This window comes from Streptomyces sp. 1114.5, from assembly GCF_003635085.1.
Classification (GTDB): Bacteria; Actinomycetota; Actinomycetes; order Streptomycetales; family Streptomycetaceae; genus Kitasatospora.
The window spans coordinates 1,169,189-1,187,409 of record NZ_RBXE01000002.1 but is presented as its reverse complement, the minus strand read 5'-3'; the positions used below and the strand labels follow the sequence as shown (position 1 = coordinate 1,187,409).

General features: G+C 73.9%; 16 protein-coding genes. 6 read left to right on the top strand and 10 right to left on the bottom strand.

Features of this window, described 5'->3' with window-relative positions:
- Positions 1–99: 99 nt before the first annotated feature.
- Entirely contained in the window at positions 100–750 is a 651-nt protein-coding gene (locus BX285_RS28490; RefSeq protein ID WP_218893065.1) for a TetR/AcrR family transcriptional regulator, read from the top strand.
- Between the two features lie 87 nt (positions 751–837).
- Here the strand turns inward: BX285_RS28490 and BX285_RS28485 are convergent, their stop codons facing one another.
- Positions 838–1,980 (bottom strand): sulfite oxidase, encoded by a 1,143-nt coding sequence (locus BX285_RS28485; RefSeq protein ID WP_097235273.1) that lies wholly within the window; start codon positions 1,978–1,980, stop codon positions 838–840.
- 312 nt (positions 1,981–2,292) lie between these two features.
- Here BX285_RS28485 and BX285_RS28480 point away from each other — a divergent pair, with 312 nt between their 5' ends.
- The 3 genes from BX285_RS28480 (at position 2,293) to BX285_RS28470 (ending at position 3,968) form a co-directional block, all read left to right on the top strand.
- Positions 2,293–3,129, top strand: coding sequence for an alpha/beta fold hydrolase (locus BX285_RS28480; protein WP_121178666.1), 837 nt, complete (start codon positions 2,293–2,295; stop codon positions 3,127–3,129).
- 43 nt (positions 3,130–3,172) lie between these two features.
- Positions 3,173–3,568 carry a MerR family transcriptional regulator gene (locus BX285_RS28475; RefSeq protein ID WP_097235275.1) on the top strand — a complete coding sequence of 132 codons (396 nt, stop codon included), beginning with the start codon at positions 3,173–3,175 and terminating at the stop codon, positions 3,566–3,568.
- 220 nt (positions 3,569–3,788) lie between these two features.
- Positions 3,789–3,968 (top strand): hypothetical protein, encoded by a 180-nt coding sequence (locus tag BX285_RS28470; RefSeq protein ID WP_097235276.1) that lies wholly within the window; start codon positions 3,789–3,791, stop codon positions 3,966–3,968.
- Between the two features lie 97 nt (positions 3,969–4,065).
- Here the strand turns inward: BX285_RS28470 and BX285_RS28465 are convergent, their stop codons facing one another.
- Positions 4,066–5,865: a DUF2398 family protein gene (locus BX285_RS28465; RefSeq protein WP_121178665.1), complete on the bottom strand. Its 1,800-nt coding sequence runs from the start codon at positions 5,863–5,865 to the stop codon at positions 4,066–4,068.
- Between the two features lie 287 nt (positions 5,866–6,152).
- Here BX285_RS28465 and BX285_RS28460 point away from each other — a divergent pair, with 287 nt between their 5' ends.
- Positions 6,153–6,935 (top strand): lysoplasmalogenase, encoded by a 783-nt coding sequence (locus BX285_RS28460; RefSeq protein ID WP_121178664.1) that lies wholly within the window; start codon positions 6,153–6,155, stop codon positions 6,933–6,935.
- Between the two features lie 70 nt (positions 6,936–7,005).
- On the opposite strand, the gene BX285_RS28455 is transcribed toward BX285_RS28460, so the two are convergent.
- The 7 genes from BX285_RS28455 to BX285_RS28425 form a co-directional block, all read right to left on the bottom strand.
- Positions 7,006–7,617, bottom strand: a complete 612-nt coding sequence (locus tag BX285_RS28455) for a hypothetical protein (RefSeq protein WP_121178663.1) — start codon at positions 7,615–7,617, stop codon at positions 7,006–7,008.
- Positions 7,618–7,829: 212 nt separating this feature from the next.
- Entirely contained in the window at positions 7,830–8,633 is an 804-nt protein-coding gene (locus tag BX285_RS28450; protein ID WP_097235280.1) for an exodeoxyribonuclease III, read from the bottom strand.
- Between the two features lie 131 nt (positions 8,634–8,764).
- A complete protein-coding gene (gene ggt / locus BX285_RS28445; RefSeq protein WP_121178662.1) occupies positions 8,765–10,555 on the bottom strand; it encodes a gamma-glutamyltransferase in 1,791 nt (596 codons plus the stop codon).
- 244 nt (positions 10,556–10,799) lie between these two features.
- Positions 10,800–11,906, bottom strand: coding sequence for an ROK family glucokinase (locus tag BX285_RS28440; protein WP_097235282.1), 1,107 nt, complete (start codon positions 11,904–11,906; stop codon positions 10,800–10,802).
- Positions 11,903–12,784 carry an ATP-binding cassette domain-containing protein gene (locus BX285_RS28435; RefSeq protein ID WP_259470823.1) on the bottom strand — a complete coding sequence of 294 codons (882 nt, stop codon included), beginning with the start codon at positions 12,782–12,784 and terminating at the stop codon, positions 11,903–11,905. Before BX285_RS28435 ends, BX285_RS28440 begins: the two co-directional genes overlap by 4 nt.
- Positions 12,785–12,792: 8 nt before the next feature.
- Positions 12,793–13,839 (bottom strand): ABC transporter permease, encoded by a 1,047-nt coding sequence (locus tag BX285_RS28430; protein ID WP_121178661.1) that lies wholly within the window; start codon positions 13,837–13,839, stop codon positions 12,793–12,795.
- On the bottom strand, positions 13,836–14,849 hold the full coding sequence (locus tag BX285_RS28425; protein ID WP_373560545.1) for a substrate-binding domain-containing protein: 1,014 nt from the start codon (positions 14,847–14,849) through the stop codon (positions 13,836–13,838). The genes BX285_RS28430 and BX285_RS28425 overlap by 4 nt, the downstream gene beginning before the upstream one ends.
- 371 nt (positions 14,850–15,220) lie before the next feature.
- Here BX285_RS28425 and BX285_RS28420 point away from each other — a divergent pair, with 371 nt between their 5' ends.
- Complete coding sequence (locus BX285_RS28420; protein WP_257032294.1) at positions 15,221–16,300, top strand: esterase family protein; 1,080 nt, start codon at positions 15,221–15,223, stop codon at positions 16,298–16,300.
- A 205-nt stretch (positions 16,301–16,505) separates the two neighbouring features.
- Here the strand turns inward: BX285_RS28420 and BX285_RS28415 are convergent, their stop codons facing one another.
- Positions 16,506–18,098 (bottom strand): PucR family transcriptional regulator, encoded by a 1,593-nt coding sequence (locus BX285_RS28415; RefSeq protein WP_097235286.1) that lies wholly within the window; start codon positions 18,096–18,098, stop codon positions 16,506–16,508.
- Between the last annotated feature and the right edge of the window lie 123 nt (positions 18,099–18,221).

Below are 18,221 nucleotides of genomic sequence, written 5' to 3'. Positions count from 1 at the left end.
CCCGGCACCCCGCCGGGAGGACCGGTGACCTCCCGGCGAACGGAAGGGGGCCGGTCGGCGTCATACTCCTGAGCGGCCCCGCCCCGTATCATGGTGCGGGTGACCAAGGTTGACCTGTCACCACGGCCGGTGGAGGCGATGTCTCCGCGTCAGCTCGAACGCCGCGAATCCCTGATCGCGGCCGCGCTCGCCCTGGTGAACGAGATCGGCGTCGAGCGGCTGCAGATGAAGCAGGTTTGCGAGCGGTCCGGAGTCGCCCTGGGGACGGCGTACCGCTACTTCTCCTCCAAGGACCACCTCCTGGCGGCGGCGATCGCCGAGTGGCACCGCCTGCTGCTGGCCGACCTGGTGGCCGAGCTGCGCGGGCCCAGGGGAGGTGCGGGGGCCACCGACCGGGCGGTCCGGTTCGTCCGGGGCGGGATGCGGGCCTACCAACGGCAGCCCGAACTCGCCCGGCTGCGGGTGGCCGTGGCCGCCTCCACCGACCCCTTCGCCAGCGAGGCGCTACAGGGCATGGCCCGGGCCGACAGTACCGCCCTGCAGGCGGTGACGGCCGAGGTGCCGGCCGCCGCGAGCGACCTGGTGCGGCACATCGTCGCCCACGCCTGGCAGGGCGAGCTGACCGCCTGGGTGACCGGCCGCACCACGCTCGGAGACGCCCGGCGGCGCCTGGAGGACGTGGTGCGGCTGGTGCTGACCCCGTACGAGACGCGGTACCCCGCCCCGTACGAGGTCCAGTCCACCGGCTGACCCCGGGCAGGCTCGAAACCGGCGTCACCGACCCGGCTCGGACCACCCGTCACCCGAGTCGGATCGGACCACCGCCGCCGGGCGGTCTCAGACCACCGTCACCGGGTGGGCCACCACCGCGCCGAACAGGTAGCCCTCCCGGTTGAACGGCTCCCGCTCGGGCTGGGTGTTGCCCCGGCGGTCGGTCGCCCGGGCGCGCAGCTCGTACCGGCCGGGCCGCTCGGGGCGCCAGTCGACGCTCCAACACGCCCAGTCGTCGGCCTGCGCCCCGCCCTGCAGCGCGGCGCGCCGCCAGGTCCGGCCGCCGTCGGTGCTCACCTCGACCCGGCGCACCGCCGCCGTGCCGGACCACGAGCGTCCGTACAACCGGTGGGCGCGCCCGGCCGCCAGCACCGCGCCCGGCGCCAGTTCGAAGGCGCTGCGGACCACCTGGGTGGTGAGCGGAGCGCCGCCGCCGGGCGGGTGGTCCGGGCCGAACATCCGGTAGAAGTCGGTGTTCCAGGGCGAGTGGAGCGGGTGGTCGGCCACCTCGATGGCACCGACCCACTTGATCGAGGCGATGCCCACCCAGCCGGGCACCACCAGCCGCAGCGGCGCGCCGTGGTCGGGGGTCAGCGGCTCCTCGTTCATCTCGTACGCGAGCAGCGCGTCGTCCAGTGCCTTGGCGAGCGGCAGCGGTCGGCGCACCGGGCCGTGGTTGACGCCGTCCAGCACGTAGTCCGCGTCCAGGCCGACCGGCAGCACGTCGACCGCGTCGCCGGTCAGCCCGGCCGCCCGCAGCACCTCGGCGAGCCGGACGCCCCGCCAGAGCGCCGAGCCGATCGCGCCGAGCGTCCACGGCGTGCCCGGGACGCACTGGCCCTGCTGACGGCGGAAGTAGTCGCGGCCGTTGCCCGCGCACTCGATCACGGCGCTGATCCGGGTCGCGGGCAGCGCCCGGAGGCCGGCCAGATCGAACTCCACCGGCCGCTCGGCCGTCGGCGCGTCGCGCAGGCCGCTGCCGAACAGCCTCAGCCGCCAGGTGTCCGGGTCGATCAGCGGGGTGCCGGTGTGGTTGCGCACGAAGAACCGTTCCACCGGAACGTGCCGGCCGACGGCCGCCGAACCGTCGGCGTCGCGCAGGGCCTCCCAGCGCATCTCGGCATTGGTGCCGTGCGGGACGAACCACTCGGCGGGCAGGGGTTTGACGATCCCGCACGGGACGTCGGCAGACGGAAGCCTTCCGGACATGGGCCTTGGCACCTCCTCGACGGCCGCCGGCCCGGGGCGACACCGGCGCGGCCGACGCGGGCACGGTGAGCGCCCCGGCGGCGAAGGGCGTCCGTCCGCTGTCCGAACGCCCCTCCGTCGTCCCAGCGTAGGCGCTCCGACGCGCTGCGTGACCACGGCCTCGGGCCGCAGGCCCGCCTCCGGGCCCATCGCCGAATCGTTTCGGCCGTTCCGTACCGAACCTCTCTCTTGACCTTCTCACCGGTGTGAGCACCTACCGTCCTCGCTGTCGGAGGAACCACCGCCCACGAACGCCCACGAAGGAGCACCACCATGCCGTCCACCTCGACGCCCCTCGCCCGGTCCGCCACATCGGCCCGGCCCGCGCCGCTCGCCCAGCCCGCGCCGCTCGCCCGGATCGTGCAGGGCTCCGGCCCCGGCCTGCTGCTCGCGCACGGCGCCGGCGGCAGCGCCCGGGACAACTGGGGCCCGCTGCTGCCCGAGCTCGCCGCCCACCGCACCGTCGTCGCCCCCGACTACCCCGGCTCCGGCAACAGCCCGTACGAGCCCGGCGAGCGCACCCTGGACGAGCTCGCCGACCGGCTCGTCGCCACCGCCGACGAGGAGGGCCTGGAGACCTTCGACCTGGCCGGCTACTCGCTCGGCGCCGCCGTCGCCGTCCGGATCGCCACCCGCCACCCCGGGCGGGTCCGCTCGCTGCTGCTGCTCGCGGGCGTGGCCGGCGGCTCGGCGCGGACACGGATGCTCTCCGACCTGATCGTCGACCTGGAGGAGCGGCCCGACGACCTCGTCCGACTGATGCTCACCGTCGTGTTCGGCGGGACGTGGGTGGACGCCCTGCCCGCCGACCAGCTCGCGGGGCTGCGGGAGGCGCTCACGTCCCCGCTGCCGTCCGGCTTCCCGCAGCAGTTCCGGCTCGCCGGCACGGTCGACGTGCGCGCGGAGCTGGCCGCGATAGCCGTACCGACCCTGGTCGTCAGCACGACCGAGGACATGCTCGTCCCGCCGTCCCAGCACCGCCTGCTGGCCGAGGGCATCCCCGGCGCTCGCCTCGTCGAACTCCCCAGCGGGCACCTGCCGATGGTCGAGGTGCTGCCCCAACTGCGCGACGTGGTCCTGGAGTTCGTCAACGGCTCCGACCGGGGCTGACCTGTACGGGAACACCCCGGCCCGCAGGGACGTTCGCCCGATCATGCGCATCGGAGAACTCGCCCGCGTGACCGGGGTGTCCACCCGCCTGCTCCGCTACTACGAGGAGCAGGGACTGCTCCGGCCCGCCCGGACGACGGCCGGCTACCGCGAGTACGGCGAGCAGGACACCGTACGGGTGTGGCAGATCCGCAGTCTGCTCGCGGCCGGCCTGACCACCCGGGTGATCGCCGAACTGCTGCCCTGCGCCACCGGCCCCGTCCCGGTCCTGGAGGCCTGCCCGAACCTGCTCGCCACCCTGCGCGGCGAACTCGCCGACCTGGACGCCCGGATCGACGACCTCACCCGCAGCCGCCAGGCGCTCTCCCGCTACCTCTCCACCGCACGCACCCCGGCGGTGACAGCAGCCGCGGCAGCGGCAGTGGAGCAGGCGGCCTGACGGGACGGATCCGGCCGCCGGCCCCTCCAGGTTCCACCCGCAGCACGGCCTGCGGGACGCAATCCGGGTCGCCGTCGGCGATCCGGACGGTCGACGCCGACCAGCACATACGCCCCGCTCACCACGGGTGGGGCGTACGCGGCCCAACCGACGCCCAACCCCCGTCCGGACTTCACCCGCGCGTACCGACCGTTCACGCCGCCCTGGAAACCTCCCTGGCATGAACGCCAGCCCTCAGGCGCCCTACCAGGAACCGCGCTTCCCGCTCCCCCAGCGGCACCGCCGCCTGCTCGCCTGCACCGCAGTCCTCGCCTCCATCGCCCTCGGCACCCTGGGCGTCGGCGCCACCGTGGAAACCGTCCGACACGGCCCCCACGCCAGCACCACCGCCAGCAAGTAACCGCACACCCCGCCGTCCCGGCACCGCCACCCCACCCGAGGGGAGCGGTGCTTCTGCTTTTGCTTCTGCGTCTGCGTCTGCTTCGGCGGGTGCCCCGCTACGCCCGCAGTTCGGTGCGCGGGGAGGGCGGGGGCGGGAGCAGGGGCTCGCGGCGGGAGTGACGGCCGGTGCCGGGGACGGGTTGAAGGTCCGGGGTCGGGGCGAAGCGGGCGGCGTGGGGGCGGAGGTGCCAGGTCGGCGGGCGCTTGGGCTGGGGGGTGGGGGTGATCAGCCCGAGGCGGAGGAGGAAGTCCAGGGCGTCACGGCGCAGGGCGGTGCGGTCGGAGAGGTAGCGGGCCGGGAGGCCGTACTCGTCGGCGATGTCGCCGAGGACGCCGTCTATCAGCGCGTCCGGGATCGGGACGTCGCCCTCGCTGATCTCCCCGGGCAGCGGGCGGACCTCCTCGACCAGGCGCTCGACCAGCAGCAGGCCGGCCTGGGCGAGGGTGCCGACGCCGGGGAGGGCGAGGTCGGTGAGTTCGGCGGCGGGGTCGAGCAGGGCGACGCCCTCCGCCCGCAGCTCGGCCTCCAGGCCGAGGAATTCGGCGAGCGCGGCCGGGCCGCTGAGCCGGTGCTCGTACAGCCAGGCGCGGCGCTCCTCGGGGAGGTCGGCGGCGAGGACGGCGGGCGTCTCGGCGAGCAGGCGGCGTACGGCGGTGGCGGGCTCGGCCTCGGCGGCGAGGCGGATGAGGTCGGCGGCGTCGGCAGCGAGGGCGGGCGGGCCGACCGGCACGGCACGGGCGAGTTCGCGGTCCACGGTCAGGACGAAGGTGTCGTCGTCGGCGTCGGACGGCAGATCACCGAGTACCTGCCACCCGGCCAGCGCGGCGAGCGCCATGTCGAGATCGGCGGAATCGGCGGAATCGGCAGGATCGACGGAAGCAGCCGGCTCGGGGGCGGCGGCGCGCATCGCGTCGAGCAGCTGCCGGTAGCCGAGTTGCTCCGGGGCGTCGACCAGGAACGCCAGGGCGAGGGCGAGTCGGGCGTAGCCGCCGGGGGTGAAGGGGGCTCCGGTGGCGGGGTGTTCGAGCCGGCGGGCGGCGCCGGGGCCGAGGCCGGCCTTGCAGAGCCGGGCGTGCCAGGGCCCCACGTCGAGGCGGTAGCCGAGCAGGGTGTCGAAGCGTTCGGCGAGCCAGTCGCGGTGACGGCGGATCAGCGGGAAGCCGTCGGCGTGCGGGCCGGAGGCGGTGACCAGCGGGTGGGCGAGCAGCAGCCGGGCGGCGATCCGGCGTTCGGCGGCGGGGAGTTCTTCGCCGGAACGATCCTGCGCGACCGGGGCCGCCGACGGGCTGGCGACCCTCGGGGCTGCCGGCGTCTCCGGCGCCTCCGGTCCCCCCATGGTCTCCGGCAGCATGCCGCTGATCTCGGGCTTGCGGTGCCGACCGGGCCTGCCGGGCTTGGCCCCTGACCGGACGACGGGCAGTGCGGCGGCGTCACGGCGGGCCCGGCGCAGGCCGCCCTCGGTGCGGGCCGCGAGGGAGCGCGGGGAGGCGGCCGCGTGGGCGGTGGGGCCGTGCCACCAGCTGACGTCGGGGTCGGCGGGCACGGCGGGGGCGCCGAAGTGGCGGGCGGGGTAGAGGCCGAAGGAGGCGGCGCAGAGGTCGTGGGCGGTGCCGGGGGTGGCGGCGGCGAACCACTGGGCCAGCCGCAGCAGTCCAGGGTCGGGAGACAGGGCAGCGGCAGCGCCGGGGACGCCGCCGGGGGCGGCGGCCTGCGGGTCGTCAGCAGCGGCTGCGCCCACGGCTTCGCGTACGGCAAGGAAGGGGTGGGCGGCTCCCCGCCCTGCCCCGCCTGCGCGTCCGTCCAGCCTGCCGACGGCCACCCGGGTGGCGCCGACCGCGTAGTCCTGCTGATCCATGTCGGGGTCCAGACTAGACGGTGCCCGGGTCACCCGGTGGCAGCAACCGGGGTCCCGGGAAAGTCTCCGCAAGAGCCCTCGAACCGGCCGATCGCCCTCCGCTCCGCACCAGCTCCGCCGACCTCCCGCCCTCGACCGCCCGCTGCAGGCCGTACGCCCACCGCCGCGTCATCCGCCGGACGCCACCGGGGTTACGCACCGGTAACCTGTCCTTCCGCCGCGCGGCCGCCTCCCTTAAGGTCGGTGCGGATCCCCCTACCGCCCGACCGTCGGAGGAACGCGCCAGCATGAGCATCCGTACGACCACCCGCGCCGTCCTCGGCGCGCGCCTGCGTTCGGCCACCGGCCTGCTGGGCGGCTTCGCGGCCACCTCGGCGGCCCACCTGGGTTCGATCCTGTCCGGCGCGTCGGTGCTGCAGAACGCCACCAAGCCGGCCCTGATGCCGCTGCTGGCCGCGCACAGCGTGGCGGCGGCCAGGACCGCCGAGCGGGAGGCACCGAAGCTGCTGGCGCCGGCGCTGCTGCTGAGCGCGGGCGGGGACGTACTGCTCCAGCTGAAGAACGACCCCGCGTTCCTCGCGGGCATGGGCTCCTTCGCGGCGGCGCACGTCTGCTACGTGACGATGTTCGTCCAGCGCGGCGCGCTCACCGACCGCCGCCGGGCCCTGGTGGTCGCGGCCGCGTACGCGACGGCCTGGGTGGGCCTGGCCGGCCGGCTCTGGCCGGACCTCGGGGACCTGCAGGTCCCGGTGGCCGGCTACAGCCTGCTGCTCACCTCGACGGCCGTCACCTCGGCCGGGCTGGGCTGGCGGACCGGGCTGGGCGGGGCACTGTTCCTGCTCTCCGACACGCTGATCGCCACCAAGCTGGCGAAGTGGCGGGAACTGCCGGGTCATCAGTTCTGGATCATGGCGACCTACGTGCTGGCCCAGTACCTGTTGACCAGCGGCATCCTCGCGCACGAGAACGAGCTCTCGCGGGACGAGCTTCCGCAGGCGGACCGGCTCTCGCGGGACGAGTTCACGCGGAACGAGCGCCCGCAGGGCCGCCTGGAACCCCGGACGCTCTGACATGCCGCCGCGCCACCGGTCCCGTCAGGGGTGGTGGCGCGGCACAGGGCTGGGGCAGGGGCGAGGGCCGTCAGGCACCACGCCTCCGCAGCAGCCAGAAGCCGCCGACACCGCCGGCGACCAGCGCGAGGCCGCCGGCCAGCTCCGCCGGGTCCGCCGCGACCGAGCCGCCGAGGCCCGTCTTCACCGCGCCGTGCGGGGCGACCTGCTGGCTGCCGGCACCGGACTGCCCGAGCGAACCGGCCCACTCCCCCGCCGCCTGGCCCCAGTCCCCGAGGCCCTTGTCGAGGCCCTTGTCGGGGCCCTTGTCCGGGGTGGTGGCCGTGATGGTGGTGACCGTCACGCTGGTGGAGAAGGCGCCGCCGTCGGGGCAGGTGCCGTCGACCTTGCTGTCCCCGCTGTGCTGGGAGGCCAGCCGGGCGGACCCGGTGTGCTTGCCGTCGGAGCCCAGGGTGAGGGTCGCCGGGCCGCCCTCGAAGGCGGCGGAGTGGGCGGTGATGGTCTTCGCCTCGGGCTTGTCGGACTTCTCGCAGGAGACCGTGACCGTCACGGTCTGGCCCGGTGCGGCCTGGGACGGGCTGACCGAGGCCGAACCGTCCCTGGCGGACGCGAGGGGGGCCGTCAGACCGGTCAGCGCCGTCGCGCCGATCAGGGCGGCGGCGGCCGTACGCATGGGGCGCATGCCGGAACCTCCGGAATTCTCGGGCGCAGCCGGGGACGTCCGTGTCCACGTGGTCGATCAACTGCACCCGGTCACTCACCGACGGTAGGTACGCGCCCCGTGCTCAGCCAGCGCTCAGGACCGTTCGAGTTACGGCCCGCTACCCGGCGTGACGTGCGGCGCTCGTCCTGACGAGCCCCACGACCTCACTGGCCTCACTGGCCTCACAGACCTCAGAGGTCGAGGTCCACCACGACCGGCGCGTGGTCCGAGGTGCCCTTGCCCTTGCGGGCCTCGCGGTCGACGTAACTGTCCGTGACGGCATCGGCGAAGGCCTTGTTTCCGAAGGTGAGGTCGATCCGCATGCCCCGGTTCTTGGGGAAGGCCAGCTGGCGGTAGTCCCAGTAGGTGTAGGGGCGGTCGTACTTGAGCGGACGCGGCATCACGTCGTGCAGGCCGATCCCGCCCAGGGCCTCCAGCGCCGCGCGCTCGACCGGGGTGACGTGCGTCAGGCCCTCGAAGGCGGCGACGTCGAAGACGTCCTCGTCGGCCGGGGCGATGTTGAAGTCCCCGAGGACGGCGAACGGGCGGGGGCCGGCCGCGTCCTCGACGGAGGCCTTGCGCAGCGCCTCCAGCCACTCCAGCTTGTACTGGTAGTGCGCGTGGCCGACCTCGCGCCCGTTGGGCACGTAGACCGACCAGACCCGGACCGGGCCGCAGGTGGCGGCGATGGCCCGCGGCTCGACGTCGGGCAGCAGGGCGCCGTCGGCGAGGTAGCCGGGCTGGTCGGGCAGACCGCGCACGACGTCCTCCAGGCCGAGCCGGGAGACGATGGCGACGCCGTTCCAGCGGCCGGTGCCGTGCGCGGCCGTCTCGTAGCCGAGCTCGCGGACCTCGTCGTACGGGAATGCGTCGGCCGCGCACTTGAGCTCCTGGAGGCAGAGCACGTCGGGCTTGGCGCTCTCCAGCCACTCCAGGAGCTTGGGCAGCCGCGCGGTGACGGAGTTGATGTTCCAGGTGGCGATGCGGACGGTCACGGCGGGCGGCCTTCCCGGTGGTTCGGTACGGACGGGGTGGGCCGCCCCTCGCGGAGAAGGCCCACCCCGAACATACCGCCCGGCACTGACAGTCCGGACGGCCCCGACCGCCGACCGCCGACCGCCAGGGGTCAGCGCGCGGGCCGGACCACCGCGGCCGCGCCGCCGCCGCGCCGCACCGGTTCGGCGGCGGCCACCCAGCGCCCGTCCGGCAGCCGCTCGACGCCCGTGGCGGCACCGATCTCGGCCACCGGGCCGAACGCGTGCCCGAGCGCCTCCAGCCCGGCCCGCTCGGGCAGGGCCAGGAACGCGGGCTCGGCCTGGGTCGCGGCGGTGTTGCGCTGGCTGGCGCGCGGCGCCGCGATCGCCTGCTCCAGGCTCAGACCGCGGTCGAGCCGCCCCAGCAGCACCTGCAGGGTGGTGGTGATGATGGTCGCGCCGCCCGGGCTGCCGGTGGCCAGGAACGGCTCGCCGTCGCGCAGCACCACGGTCGGGGACATCGAGGAGCGCGGCCGCTTGCCCGGGCCGGGCAGGTTGGGGTCGGGGACGCCGGGGGCGAGCCGGGTGAAGTCGAAGTCGGTCAGCTCGTTGTTGAGCAGGAAGCCGCGGCCGGGGACGGTGATGCCGCTGCCGCCGGTCTGCTCGATGGTGAGCGTGTACGAGACGATGTTGCCCCAGCGGTCGGCGACCGTCAGGTGGGTGGTGTTGGGGCCCTCGTAGGGCTCGGCGACGGCCTGGCCGGTGTCGGCGCAGTCGGCCGGGTGGTGCGGGTCGCCGGGGGCGAGCGGGCTGGTGAGGGCGTGGTCGGGGCTGATCAGGCAGGCCCGGGAGGCGGCGTAGCGCTCGGAGAGCAGCTGCCGGGTGGGCACGTCGACGGCCGCCGGGTCGCCGACCCAGCGGTTGCGGTCGGCGAAGGCGATCCGGGAGGCCTCCAGGAAGTGGTGGTAGTACTGCGTGCCGCTGTACGTCGAGACGTCGCCGCCGTCCTCCAGGATGTTGAGCGCCTCGCCGACGGTGGTGCCGCCGGAGCTGGAGGGGGCCATCGAGTAGACGTCGTAGGCGCCGTGGGAGACGTGGGTGGGCGCCTGGTCGCGGACCCGGTAGGCGGCGAGGTCGGCGGTGTCGATCCGGCCGGGGCGGGCGTTGCGGCCGGAGGCCGGGTCGACCGGCGGGTGCTGCACGGTGTTGACCAGGTCCTGGGCCAACTGCCCCTGGTAGAAGGCCTTGACGCCGTCCTTGGCGAGCAGCCGGTAGGTGGCGGCGAGGTCGGGGTTGCGCAGGACGGTGCCGACCTCGGGGGGCTTGCCATCGGGCAGGTAGAGCTCGGCGGTGGCCGGGAAGTCCTTGAACCTGGCCTGGTTGTCGGCGGTCTGGCCGCGGAAGGTCGCGTCCACGACGAAGCCGTGGTCGGCGATCCGCTCGGCGGGTTCGAGGGTCTGGGCGAGCGAGCGGGTGCCCCACTGGCGCAGCGCGGCGTCCCAGGTGGCCGGGGTGCCGGGGACGCCGACGGACAGGCCGCTGGTGACGGCGTCGGCGAAGGCCAGTGGCTTGCCGTCCTCCAGGAACAGGCCGCTGTCGGCGCTGCGGCCGGCCGTCTCGCGGCCGTCGATGGTGTGCACCCGGCCGGTGGCGTGGTCGTAGTAGACGAAGTACCCGCCGCCGCCGATGCCGGAGGAGTAGGGCTCGGTGACCCCGAGGGCCGCCGCGGCGGCGACCGCCGCGTCCACCGCGTTGCCGCCCTTGCGCAGGACCTCGATCCCGGCGGCGGTGGCGTCGGCGTCGACGGTGGCCACCGCGCCGCCCCAGCCCACCGCCTCGGGCACCTTGGGCGGCGGGGCCGCGGCCCCGGCGGGCAGCGCGGTGGACCAGACCAGCGCGGTGGTGAGCAGCAGTGGTGGTGCCAGGCGGGTCAGCGCCCTCATCCGTTCCTCCTGAGTCGACGTCAACTCAGTTGTTCCACAGGAGTGATGATCCGACAACCACTCCACACGGCTACCAACGGGTAGTTGACGGGGCGAAGGCGAGCAGGGCGGGAGGAGCGGACAGCCGACAGCTTTCAACGAACAGAAAACGAAATCTGTTCGCTGAAAGCTGTCGGCTGAAATCTGTTCGCTGAAAGTTGTCAGCTGCCAGCCGTCCGCCGCGCCCCCGAACGGCACGCCGCCCCTACAGCGCGCTGCGCTCCACCCGCCGCCGCTTGATGGTGCGGAAGCGCCGGGCCACCTGGCGGGCGAGGTCGGCGGCGCCGACCAGGCCGGCCTCGTTGCCGAGGGCAGCGTGCACGATGGCGGCCTCGGGGCGGAAGCCGCGGCCGGTGAGGGTGCGGCGGAAGGTGTCCCGGGCCGGGCCGAGCAGCAGGTCGCCGGCCTCGGAGACGCCGCCCCCGATGACGAAGCGGCCCGGATCGAGCCCGGCGGCCAGGTTGGCGATGCCCACACCGAGCCAGGTGCCGACCTCGTAGAGCAGCTCGACGGCGACCGGGTCGCCCTCCCGCGCGGCCTCGGTGACCAGCGGGCCGGTGATGCCCTCGACCGTGCCGCCCGCCCGGGCGAGCAGCGGCTGCACCACCGGGGACTCCTCGGCGACCAGCTCACGGGCGTCGCGCACCAGCGCGTTGCCCGAGGAGTACTGCTCCCAGCAGCCACGGTTGCCGCACGGGCAGCGGTGGCCGCCGGGCAGCACCTGCATGTGCCCGAACTCGCCCGCCAGGCCGTACTTGCCGCGGTCGACGTACCCGTCGCGGACCACCGCGCCGCCGATGCCGGTGCCCAGGGTGAGCATCACCATGTGGTCCTCGCCGCGCCCGGCGCCGAAGCGCCACTCGGCCCAGGCGGCCGCGTTGGCGTCGTTCTCCACGATCACCGGGAACCTCAGCCGCTCGCTGAGCGCCTGCTGGAGCGGCTCGTTGCGCCAGTTGAGGTGCGGGGCGAAGAGCACCCGGGAGCGCTCGGCGTCGACCCAGCCCGCCGCGCCGATGCCGACGGCGTGGACGTCGTGCCGGTCGGCGAGCTGCAGCACCAGCTCGACGATGACGTCCTCGACCACCTTGGGGCTCTTGCTCTTGTCCGGGGTGTCGGTGCGCAGCTTCTCCAGCACCTTGCCCTCGCCGTCCACCACGCCGGCGACGACCTTGGTCCCGCCGATGTCGACGCCGATGGTGGGCAGCCGCAGTATCCCCGCGGGCAGGGCGCGGCGGCGGCGCTCGGCGCGCGGGCCGAGGCCGAGCAGGGTGGGCAGGACGGGCGGCCGGGTGCTGCCTTGAGGGCTGGTCACGGCTGCGGACGCTCCTCACGGGAGTCGGGATCGGAGTCGGTGACGGAGTCGGGAACGGAGGGTCGGGCCAGCTCGTGGGAGAGCTCGGCGAGGTCGGAGCCGCCGGCCATCTCGGTGGTGAGCTGTTCCAGACCGATCTCGGCGCGCGGGTGGCTGCCCGCCATCCGCCCCCGCTTGAGCAGGGTGAAGTGGTCGCCGACGAGGTACGCGTGGTGCGGGTTGTGGGTGATCAGCACCACGCCGAGCCCGGCGTCGCGGGCGGCGGTGACGTACTTGAGCACCACCCCGGACTGCTTGACGCCGAGCGCGGCGGTGGGCTCGTCCAGGATCAGCGCCTTGGCGCCGAAGTGCACCGCGCGGGCGATCGCCACGCACTGGCGCTGGCCGCCGGAGAGGGTGCCGATCGGGCGGTCGACGTCGTGCAGGTCGATGCCCATCCTCGCGAGTGCGTCGCGGGTGGTGGCGCGCATGCCGTCGGCGTCCAGGCGCAGTCCGCCCCAGCGGCGCCTGCCCTGCTCGGAGCCGAGGAAGAAGTTGCGCCAGACCGGCATCAGCGGGACGACGGCGAGGTCCTGGTAGACGGTGGCGATGCCGCGGTCCAGGGCCTGGCGCGGAGAGTCGAAGCGGACCTCCTCGCCGCCGACGGTGAAGCGGCCCTCGTCGTGCCGGTGCAGCCCCGCGATGATCTTGATCAGGGTGGACTTGCCGGCCCCGTTGTCGCCGAGCACGCAGCTGATCTCGCCGGCCCGCAGGGTCAGCGAGACGTCCTGGAGAGCCCGGACGGTGCCGTAGCTCTTGCCGACACCGTCGAGGGACAGCAGTTCGGTACCCATCGGCTCGGTACCCATCGGCTCGGTGCCCATCGGCTCGGTACCCATGGCCTCACTCATCGCGGCCCCCGCTCGGCCCGGCGCTTGACGTAGGCGTTCAGCAGCGCGGCCAGCAGCAGCATCGCGCCGAGGAAGAACTTGAACCAGTCCGGGTTCCACTGGGCGTAGATGATCCCCTTGCTGGCCATGCCGAAGATCAGCGCGCCGAGCGCGGAGCCGACCACCGAGCCGTAGCCGCCGGTGATCAGGCAGCCGCCGATGACGGCCGCGACGATGTAGATCAGCTCGTTGCCGACGCCCTCGCCGGACTGCACGGTGTCGAAGGAGAACAGCAGGTGCTGGCCGAGCACCCAGGCACCGAAGCCGACGCCCAGGTAGAGCAGGGTCTTCGTCCGGGCGACCGGCACGCCGACCGCGCGGGCCGCGTCCGCGTCGCCGCCGACGGCGAAGACCCAGTTGCCGAAGGTCGTGCGCAGCAGCACCCAGCTGCCGACCGCCAGCAGGCCGAGCCACCACCAGACGGTGGCCTTGATGGTCAGTCCGCCGACGGAGACCTCGGAGGCGAACAGCCAGCGGCAGGCGGCGAAGCCCTCCATGTCGGAGATCGACTTGGTGGAGACCGTCCCGGAGATCGCCTTGGTGACGCCCAGGTTGGCGCCGGTCAGCATCAGGAAGGTGCCGAGCGTGACGATGAAGCTGGGCAGCTTGGTGCGGCCGAGCATGAAGCCGTTGAACCAGCCGATCGCCAGCGTGGTCGCGAGCGAGACCAGCACGCCGACCCAGGTCACCGCGGTGAACTGGTACGAGACCATCGAGGAGGTCAGCGCGGCGGTGGTGACCAGCACGCCGGCCGAGAGGTCGAACTCGCCGCCGATCATCAGCAGCGCCACCGGCACCGCCATGATCCCGATGGTGGACGCCGCGTAGAGCACGGTGCCCAGCGAGGAGGGCCGCAGGAAGGGCTCGGCGGCGACGGCGAAGACCGCGAACACCGCGACGGCGGCGATCAACGAGCCCAGTTCGGGGCGGGCGAGGAGCCGCCGCACGGCCGCCGGGCGGTCCTGGCCGAGACCGTCCTGGGTGAGGAGGTCGGTGGTGCTCACCTGGTCCCCCTCGCGACGTACTCGGCGAGCGCGTCGGCGTTGTCCTTGGTCAGGATCTGCGGGCCGGTCTCGACGGGCTTGCCGCCGCCGAGCATGTCCAGGTTGGACCGGTAGAGCCAGAGCAGGTCGACGCCCTCGTAGCCCTGGAGGTAGGGCTGCTGGTCGACGGCGAAGCCGACGCTGCCGGACTTGAGCCCGGACACCACCTGCCGGCCCAGGTCGAAGGTGTCCAGTTCGACGGTGCGGTGGGCGTCCTGGATCGCCTGGAGTCCGGTGGCGGCCATCGGGCCGGAGAGGGTGAGCACGGTGTCGATGGCCGGGTCGGCCTGGAGCTTGGCGGAGATCGCGGCGCGGGCGTCGGGCATGTCGACGCCGTTGACGTAGAGCACCTGGAAGGCCCCGCCGGCCTTGGCCTGGGCGCCGGAGCAGCGCTGTTCCTGGCCGACGTTGCCCTGCTCGTGGATGACGCAGAGCACGTTCTTGCGCCCGCGGGAGGAGAGTTCGGTGCCGGCGGCCTGGCCGGCGGTGGACTCGTCCTGGCCGATGTGGGTGAGCGCGCCGAACTTCTGCGAGTACTCCTGGCCGGAGTTGATGGTGATCACGGGGATGCCGGCGGCCTTGGCCTTGGCGAGGACGTCGGCCATCGCGTCGCCCTTGGCGAGGGTGACCAGCAGGCCGTCGACCTTCTGGTCGATGGCGGCCTGGACGAGCTGGACCTGGTTCTGGGTCTGCGCGTCGTTGGAGTACAGGAAGGTGATGTTGTCCTTGGCGGCGGCCTGCTCGGCGCCCTTGCGCACAGTGTCCCAGAAGGCGTCGCCGGCTCCGGCGTGGGTCACCATGGCGACCTTCCAACGCGGGGTGGTGACGGCGCTGCCGCCGGCGGCCGCGGCCTTGGCGCGGGCCTCCTCGGCGCGTCTGCCTCCGGTACTGCTGCAACCGGCCGCGGTGACCGCGAGTGCCAGGACGGCGCACACGGGCCAGAAGCGGCGGGACGGGCGAAAGCGGGTGATGCTCATCCCCATAGTCTCCCTGGCCCGGTCGCGCGGGCTCGCACCGCCTCGCCCAGCGGTGCGAACGGCGCGGGAGGTAAGGTGCCGCGGGGGACCTTTCCTGGAAGTTCGCTGAACATCTGGTCCGGACGACCTCCGTCCGGGTGACAGACTAGGCGCCGATCCGAAAGGGGTTCATCACGGAGACGTGATGTTCCTCTCAGGTTCCGCTCAGAATCGGACGGCAACCGATCATCCGTCACCGGCCGTCTGATGCCATTGACGTGCGTTCGGGCGACTGGGGCCCGGGCGGCCAGCGACCCGGATACGAGAAGAACTCGATGGAACTGACAGGTACGCCATTCTTCCTCCTCACCGTCATCCTTGTGCCGGTGTCCATCACAGTGGCGTTGCTGTTCTGGGGGAAGGTCGGCGGCCCGCAGCCGGTGAAGACCCTCACCCGGATCGTCATGATCATGTTCTGCCAGGTCACGGCCGTCCTGATGGTCTTCGTGATGGTCAACAACGCCAACCTGATCTACGGCAACTGGGACGACCTGCTCGGCACCGGCAACCACGTCCGCGCGGTGCCGCCGGTGCCGCCGGCGGACGCGCCCGGCGGGGCGGGAGCGGGCGGCGAGGCGGCCAAGGAGCTCCCGAAGGTCAAGCAGAGCTTCGGCGGCGTGAACGACCCGGCGGTCCCCAACGACGTGCAGAAGACCGAGCTCAAGGGCCAGGTGTCCGGCGTCGACGGCGAGGTGCTGGTCTGGCTGCCGCCGCAGTACAACGACCCGGCGTACAAGGACAAGAAGTTCCCCGTGGTCGAGCTGATCCCGGGCTTCCCGGGCTCCTCCTCCACCTGGTACGGCACGCTCAAGGTCTCCGAGCAGCTCAAGCCGCTGATGCAGCAGGGCAAGGTCGCCCCGTTCATCCTGGTCTCGCCGCGCACCCTGCTGCTGGGCAGCAGCCAGGACGCGGGCTGCACCGACGTCCCCGGCAAGATCAACGCCGACGCCTGGATCACCCGGGACGTCCCGCAGATGGTGCTGGACAACTTCCGCGCCGACCCGTCCTCGGACCGCTGGGCGATCGCCGGCTACTCGGCCGGTGCGCACTGCGCGGCCAAGCTGTCGCTGGCCCACCCGAACCGCTACCGGGCCGCCATCGCGATGTCCGGCTACAACGACCCGGCGACCGAGAAGGACTCGCTGGTCGGCAAGGACCCGAAGCTGCGCGAGGCCAACAACCCCGTCAACATCCTCAAGGCCGCCCAGCAGCCGCCGAAGGTCGCCCTGCTCATCAGCGGCGCCAAGGGCGACGGCTTGGAGGACGGCGAGGCGATCCGCACCGCGGCCAAGGCCCCGACCACCGTCCAGGTGGAGGAGGGCACCGGCCCGCACACCACCGAGATGTGGAAGAAGATGGTGCCGGGTGCCTTCACCTGGCTGACCTCGATCATCCCTGCGCAGTGACGACCATCCCCGCGCAGTAGCGCAGTAGCGCAGTAGCGCACCGCCGCAGCACGACGGGGGCCCGCCGCGAACACCATCGCGGCGGGCCCCCGTCGTCGTACCGCCCCTCGTGACCGACCGTCATGACCGGCCGACCCTCGTGACCGACCGGCCGTCGTGACCGGCCGTCGTGACCGACCGTCCCAGCCGTCCGTCGTACCGCTCGTCAGGCCAGTTCCAGCGCCAGGTAGAAGTCCACCCGGTCCTCCAGCCGGGACAGGTCCCGCCCGGTCAGCTCCTCGATCCGGCCGATCCGGTACCGCAGGGTGTTGACGTGGACGTGCAGCTGCGCGGCGCAGCGGGTCCAGGAGCCGTCCGAGCGCAGGAAGGCCTCCAGGGTGCGGACCAGGTCCGCCTGGTGCTCGATGTCGTACGCGATCACCTTGTCCAGCAGCCGGCTGCGGAAGGCCCGGCGGACCTCGTCCGGGACGGCGGCCAGCAGCAGCACGTGCGAGGCGAGCTCCTCGGGGCCGGCGACGCAGACCCGGCCGACCCGGGAGCCGGCGATCCGGCGGGCGTGCCGGGCCTCCTCCAGGGCGCCGCGCAGGCCGCCCGCCTCGGAGGCGGGGGCGGAGACGCCGAGGGTGATCCGGCCCTCGGAGCCGAGCCCGGCCTCCAGCGGGGCGAGCAGGTCGCGCAGGGCGTCGGCGGGCACCGGGTTGTCCGGGGCGGGCAGCACCACGACGGCGCCGGTGCCCGTCCCGGCGACCAGGGCCCGGTCGGTGCCGACGCCGAGCGCCTCCTCCAGGACGGCCCGGACGGTGCCCTCCGGCAGACCGGTGCCCTCGGCGCTGAGCACCAGCCAGGACCCCTCCTCCGCCTGGGACTTGGCCTCGGCGTTCTCGTAGCGGGCGGCCATCGCCGAGGAGGCGTACAGGGTGCGGCTGATCTCGGCCGGGTCGGCGTCGCGGCGCAGCAGGGCGAGCACCTCGTCGGCGAGGCGGCGGCGCAGCCGGCGGCCCTCGTCGCGGCGGTGGCGCTCGGCGGCGACCAGGCGGGCCAGGTTCTCGGCGAGCTGCTGGCGCTTGGTGGTCCACTCGGTGATGTCGCCGGCGATCGCGAGCATCCAGTCGGCCAGCGGCATCTCGTGCTCGGCGGAGGCGGCCGCGGGCAGCAGCGAGTAGGAGCCGGCCGCCAGGCGGGCCCGGTGCGGGGGGCGGCGGCGCTGGCGCTGGGCGGCGAGGTGGGCGCGGACCAGCTGGTCGCGGTCGGCGGCGGAGAGCCGGTCGGCGGGGCCGGCGATCACCGTGCCGGTGGGGGCGAGCACCCAGCAGTCCAGGTCGAGGTCGCCGCCGAGCAGGTCCAGCACCGCGTCCAGCCCGCCGCCGCCGGCGGCGGAGACCAGCAGGCGGTGCCGGTCGACCAGGGCGGCGAGGTCGGCGGCGCGGTCGGCGGAGACCTGGCGGCCGATGAACTCGGTGACGGTGCCGAAGGCGATGTCGTCGGGCACGGCCAGCAGCGGCATCCGGTGCCGGCGACAGGCCTCGACCAGGTCCTCGGGCACCGGGCCGACCTCGGCCTCGCCGGCTGCCAGGGCGACGGCGCCGCCGGCCGCGAGGGTCCGCACGAAGCGTTCGGAGTCGGCCGGGACGGTGCGCCACAGCATGCCGGTGAGCACCAGCTCGCCGCCGTGCAGGTACCGGCCGGGGTCCTGCAGGTCCGTGGTCATCACGCCGCTGACCTGCCGGTCCAGCTCTTCCTCGGCCGCGAGCAGGCGCAGTCGCGGGGCGCCGGGGGCGAGCAGGTCACGGACGCGCATCCGCAGACTCCTTACGGGGGGCTGGATCGGGGAAAGAGGAGGGGGGAACGGGGGTCCGGGCCTTCGGTCCGGGGGACACAGTGTGCCCGAACATCAGTGCTCGGCGTTACGTACCAGCGGGCG

Bases quoted from the DNA above. Each gene is read 5' to 3' on its own strand.
- BX285_RS28485 (WP_097235273.1), bottom strand. From the start codon at position 1,980: ATGTCCGGAAGGCTTCCGTCTGCCGACGTCCCGTGCGGGATCGTCAAA.
- BX285_RS28480 (WP_121178666.1), top strand. From the start codon at position 2,293: ATGCCGTCCACCTCGACGCCCCTCGCCCGGTCCGCCACATCGGCCCGG.
- BX285_RS28475 (WP_097235275.1), top strand. From the start codon at position 3,173: ATGCGCATCGGAGAACTCGCCCGCGTGACCGGGGTGTCCACCCGCCTG.
- BX285_RS28470 (WP_097235276.1), top strand. From the start codon at position 3,789: ATGAACGCCAGCCCTCAGGCGCCCTACCAGGAACCGCGCTTCCCGCTC.
- BX285_RS28465 (WP_121178665.1), bottom strand. From the start codon at position 5,865: ATGGATCAGCAGGACTACGCGGTCGGCGCCACCCGGGTGGCCGTCGGC.
- BX285_RS28460 (WP_121178664.1), top strand. From the start codon at position 6,153: ATGAGCATCCGTACGACCACCCGCGCCGTCCTCGGCGCGCGCCTGCGT.
- BX285_RS28455 (WP_121178663.1), bottom strand. From the start codon at position 7,617: ATGCGCCCCATGCGTACGGCCGCCGCCGCCCTGATCGGCGCGACGGCG.
- ggt (WP_121178662.1), bottom strand. From the start codon at position 10,555: ATGAGGGCGCTGACCCGCCTGGCACCACCACTGCTGCTCACCACCGCG.
- BX285_RS28435 (WP_259470823.1), bottom strand. From the start codon at position 12,784: ATGGGTACCGAGCCGATGGGCACCGAGCCGATGGGTACCGAGCCGATG.
- BX285_RS28415 (WP_097235286.1), bottom strand. From the start codon at position 18,098: ATGCGCGTCCGTGACCTGCTCGCCCCCGGCGCCCCGCGACTGCGCCTG.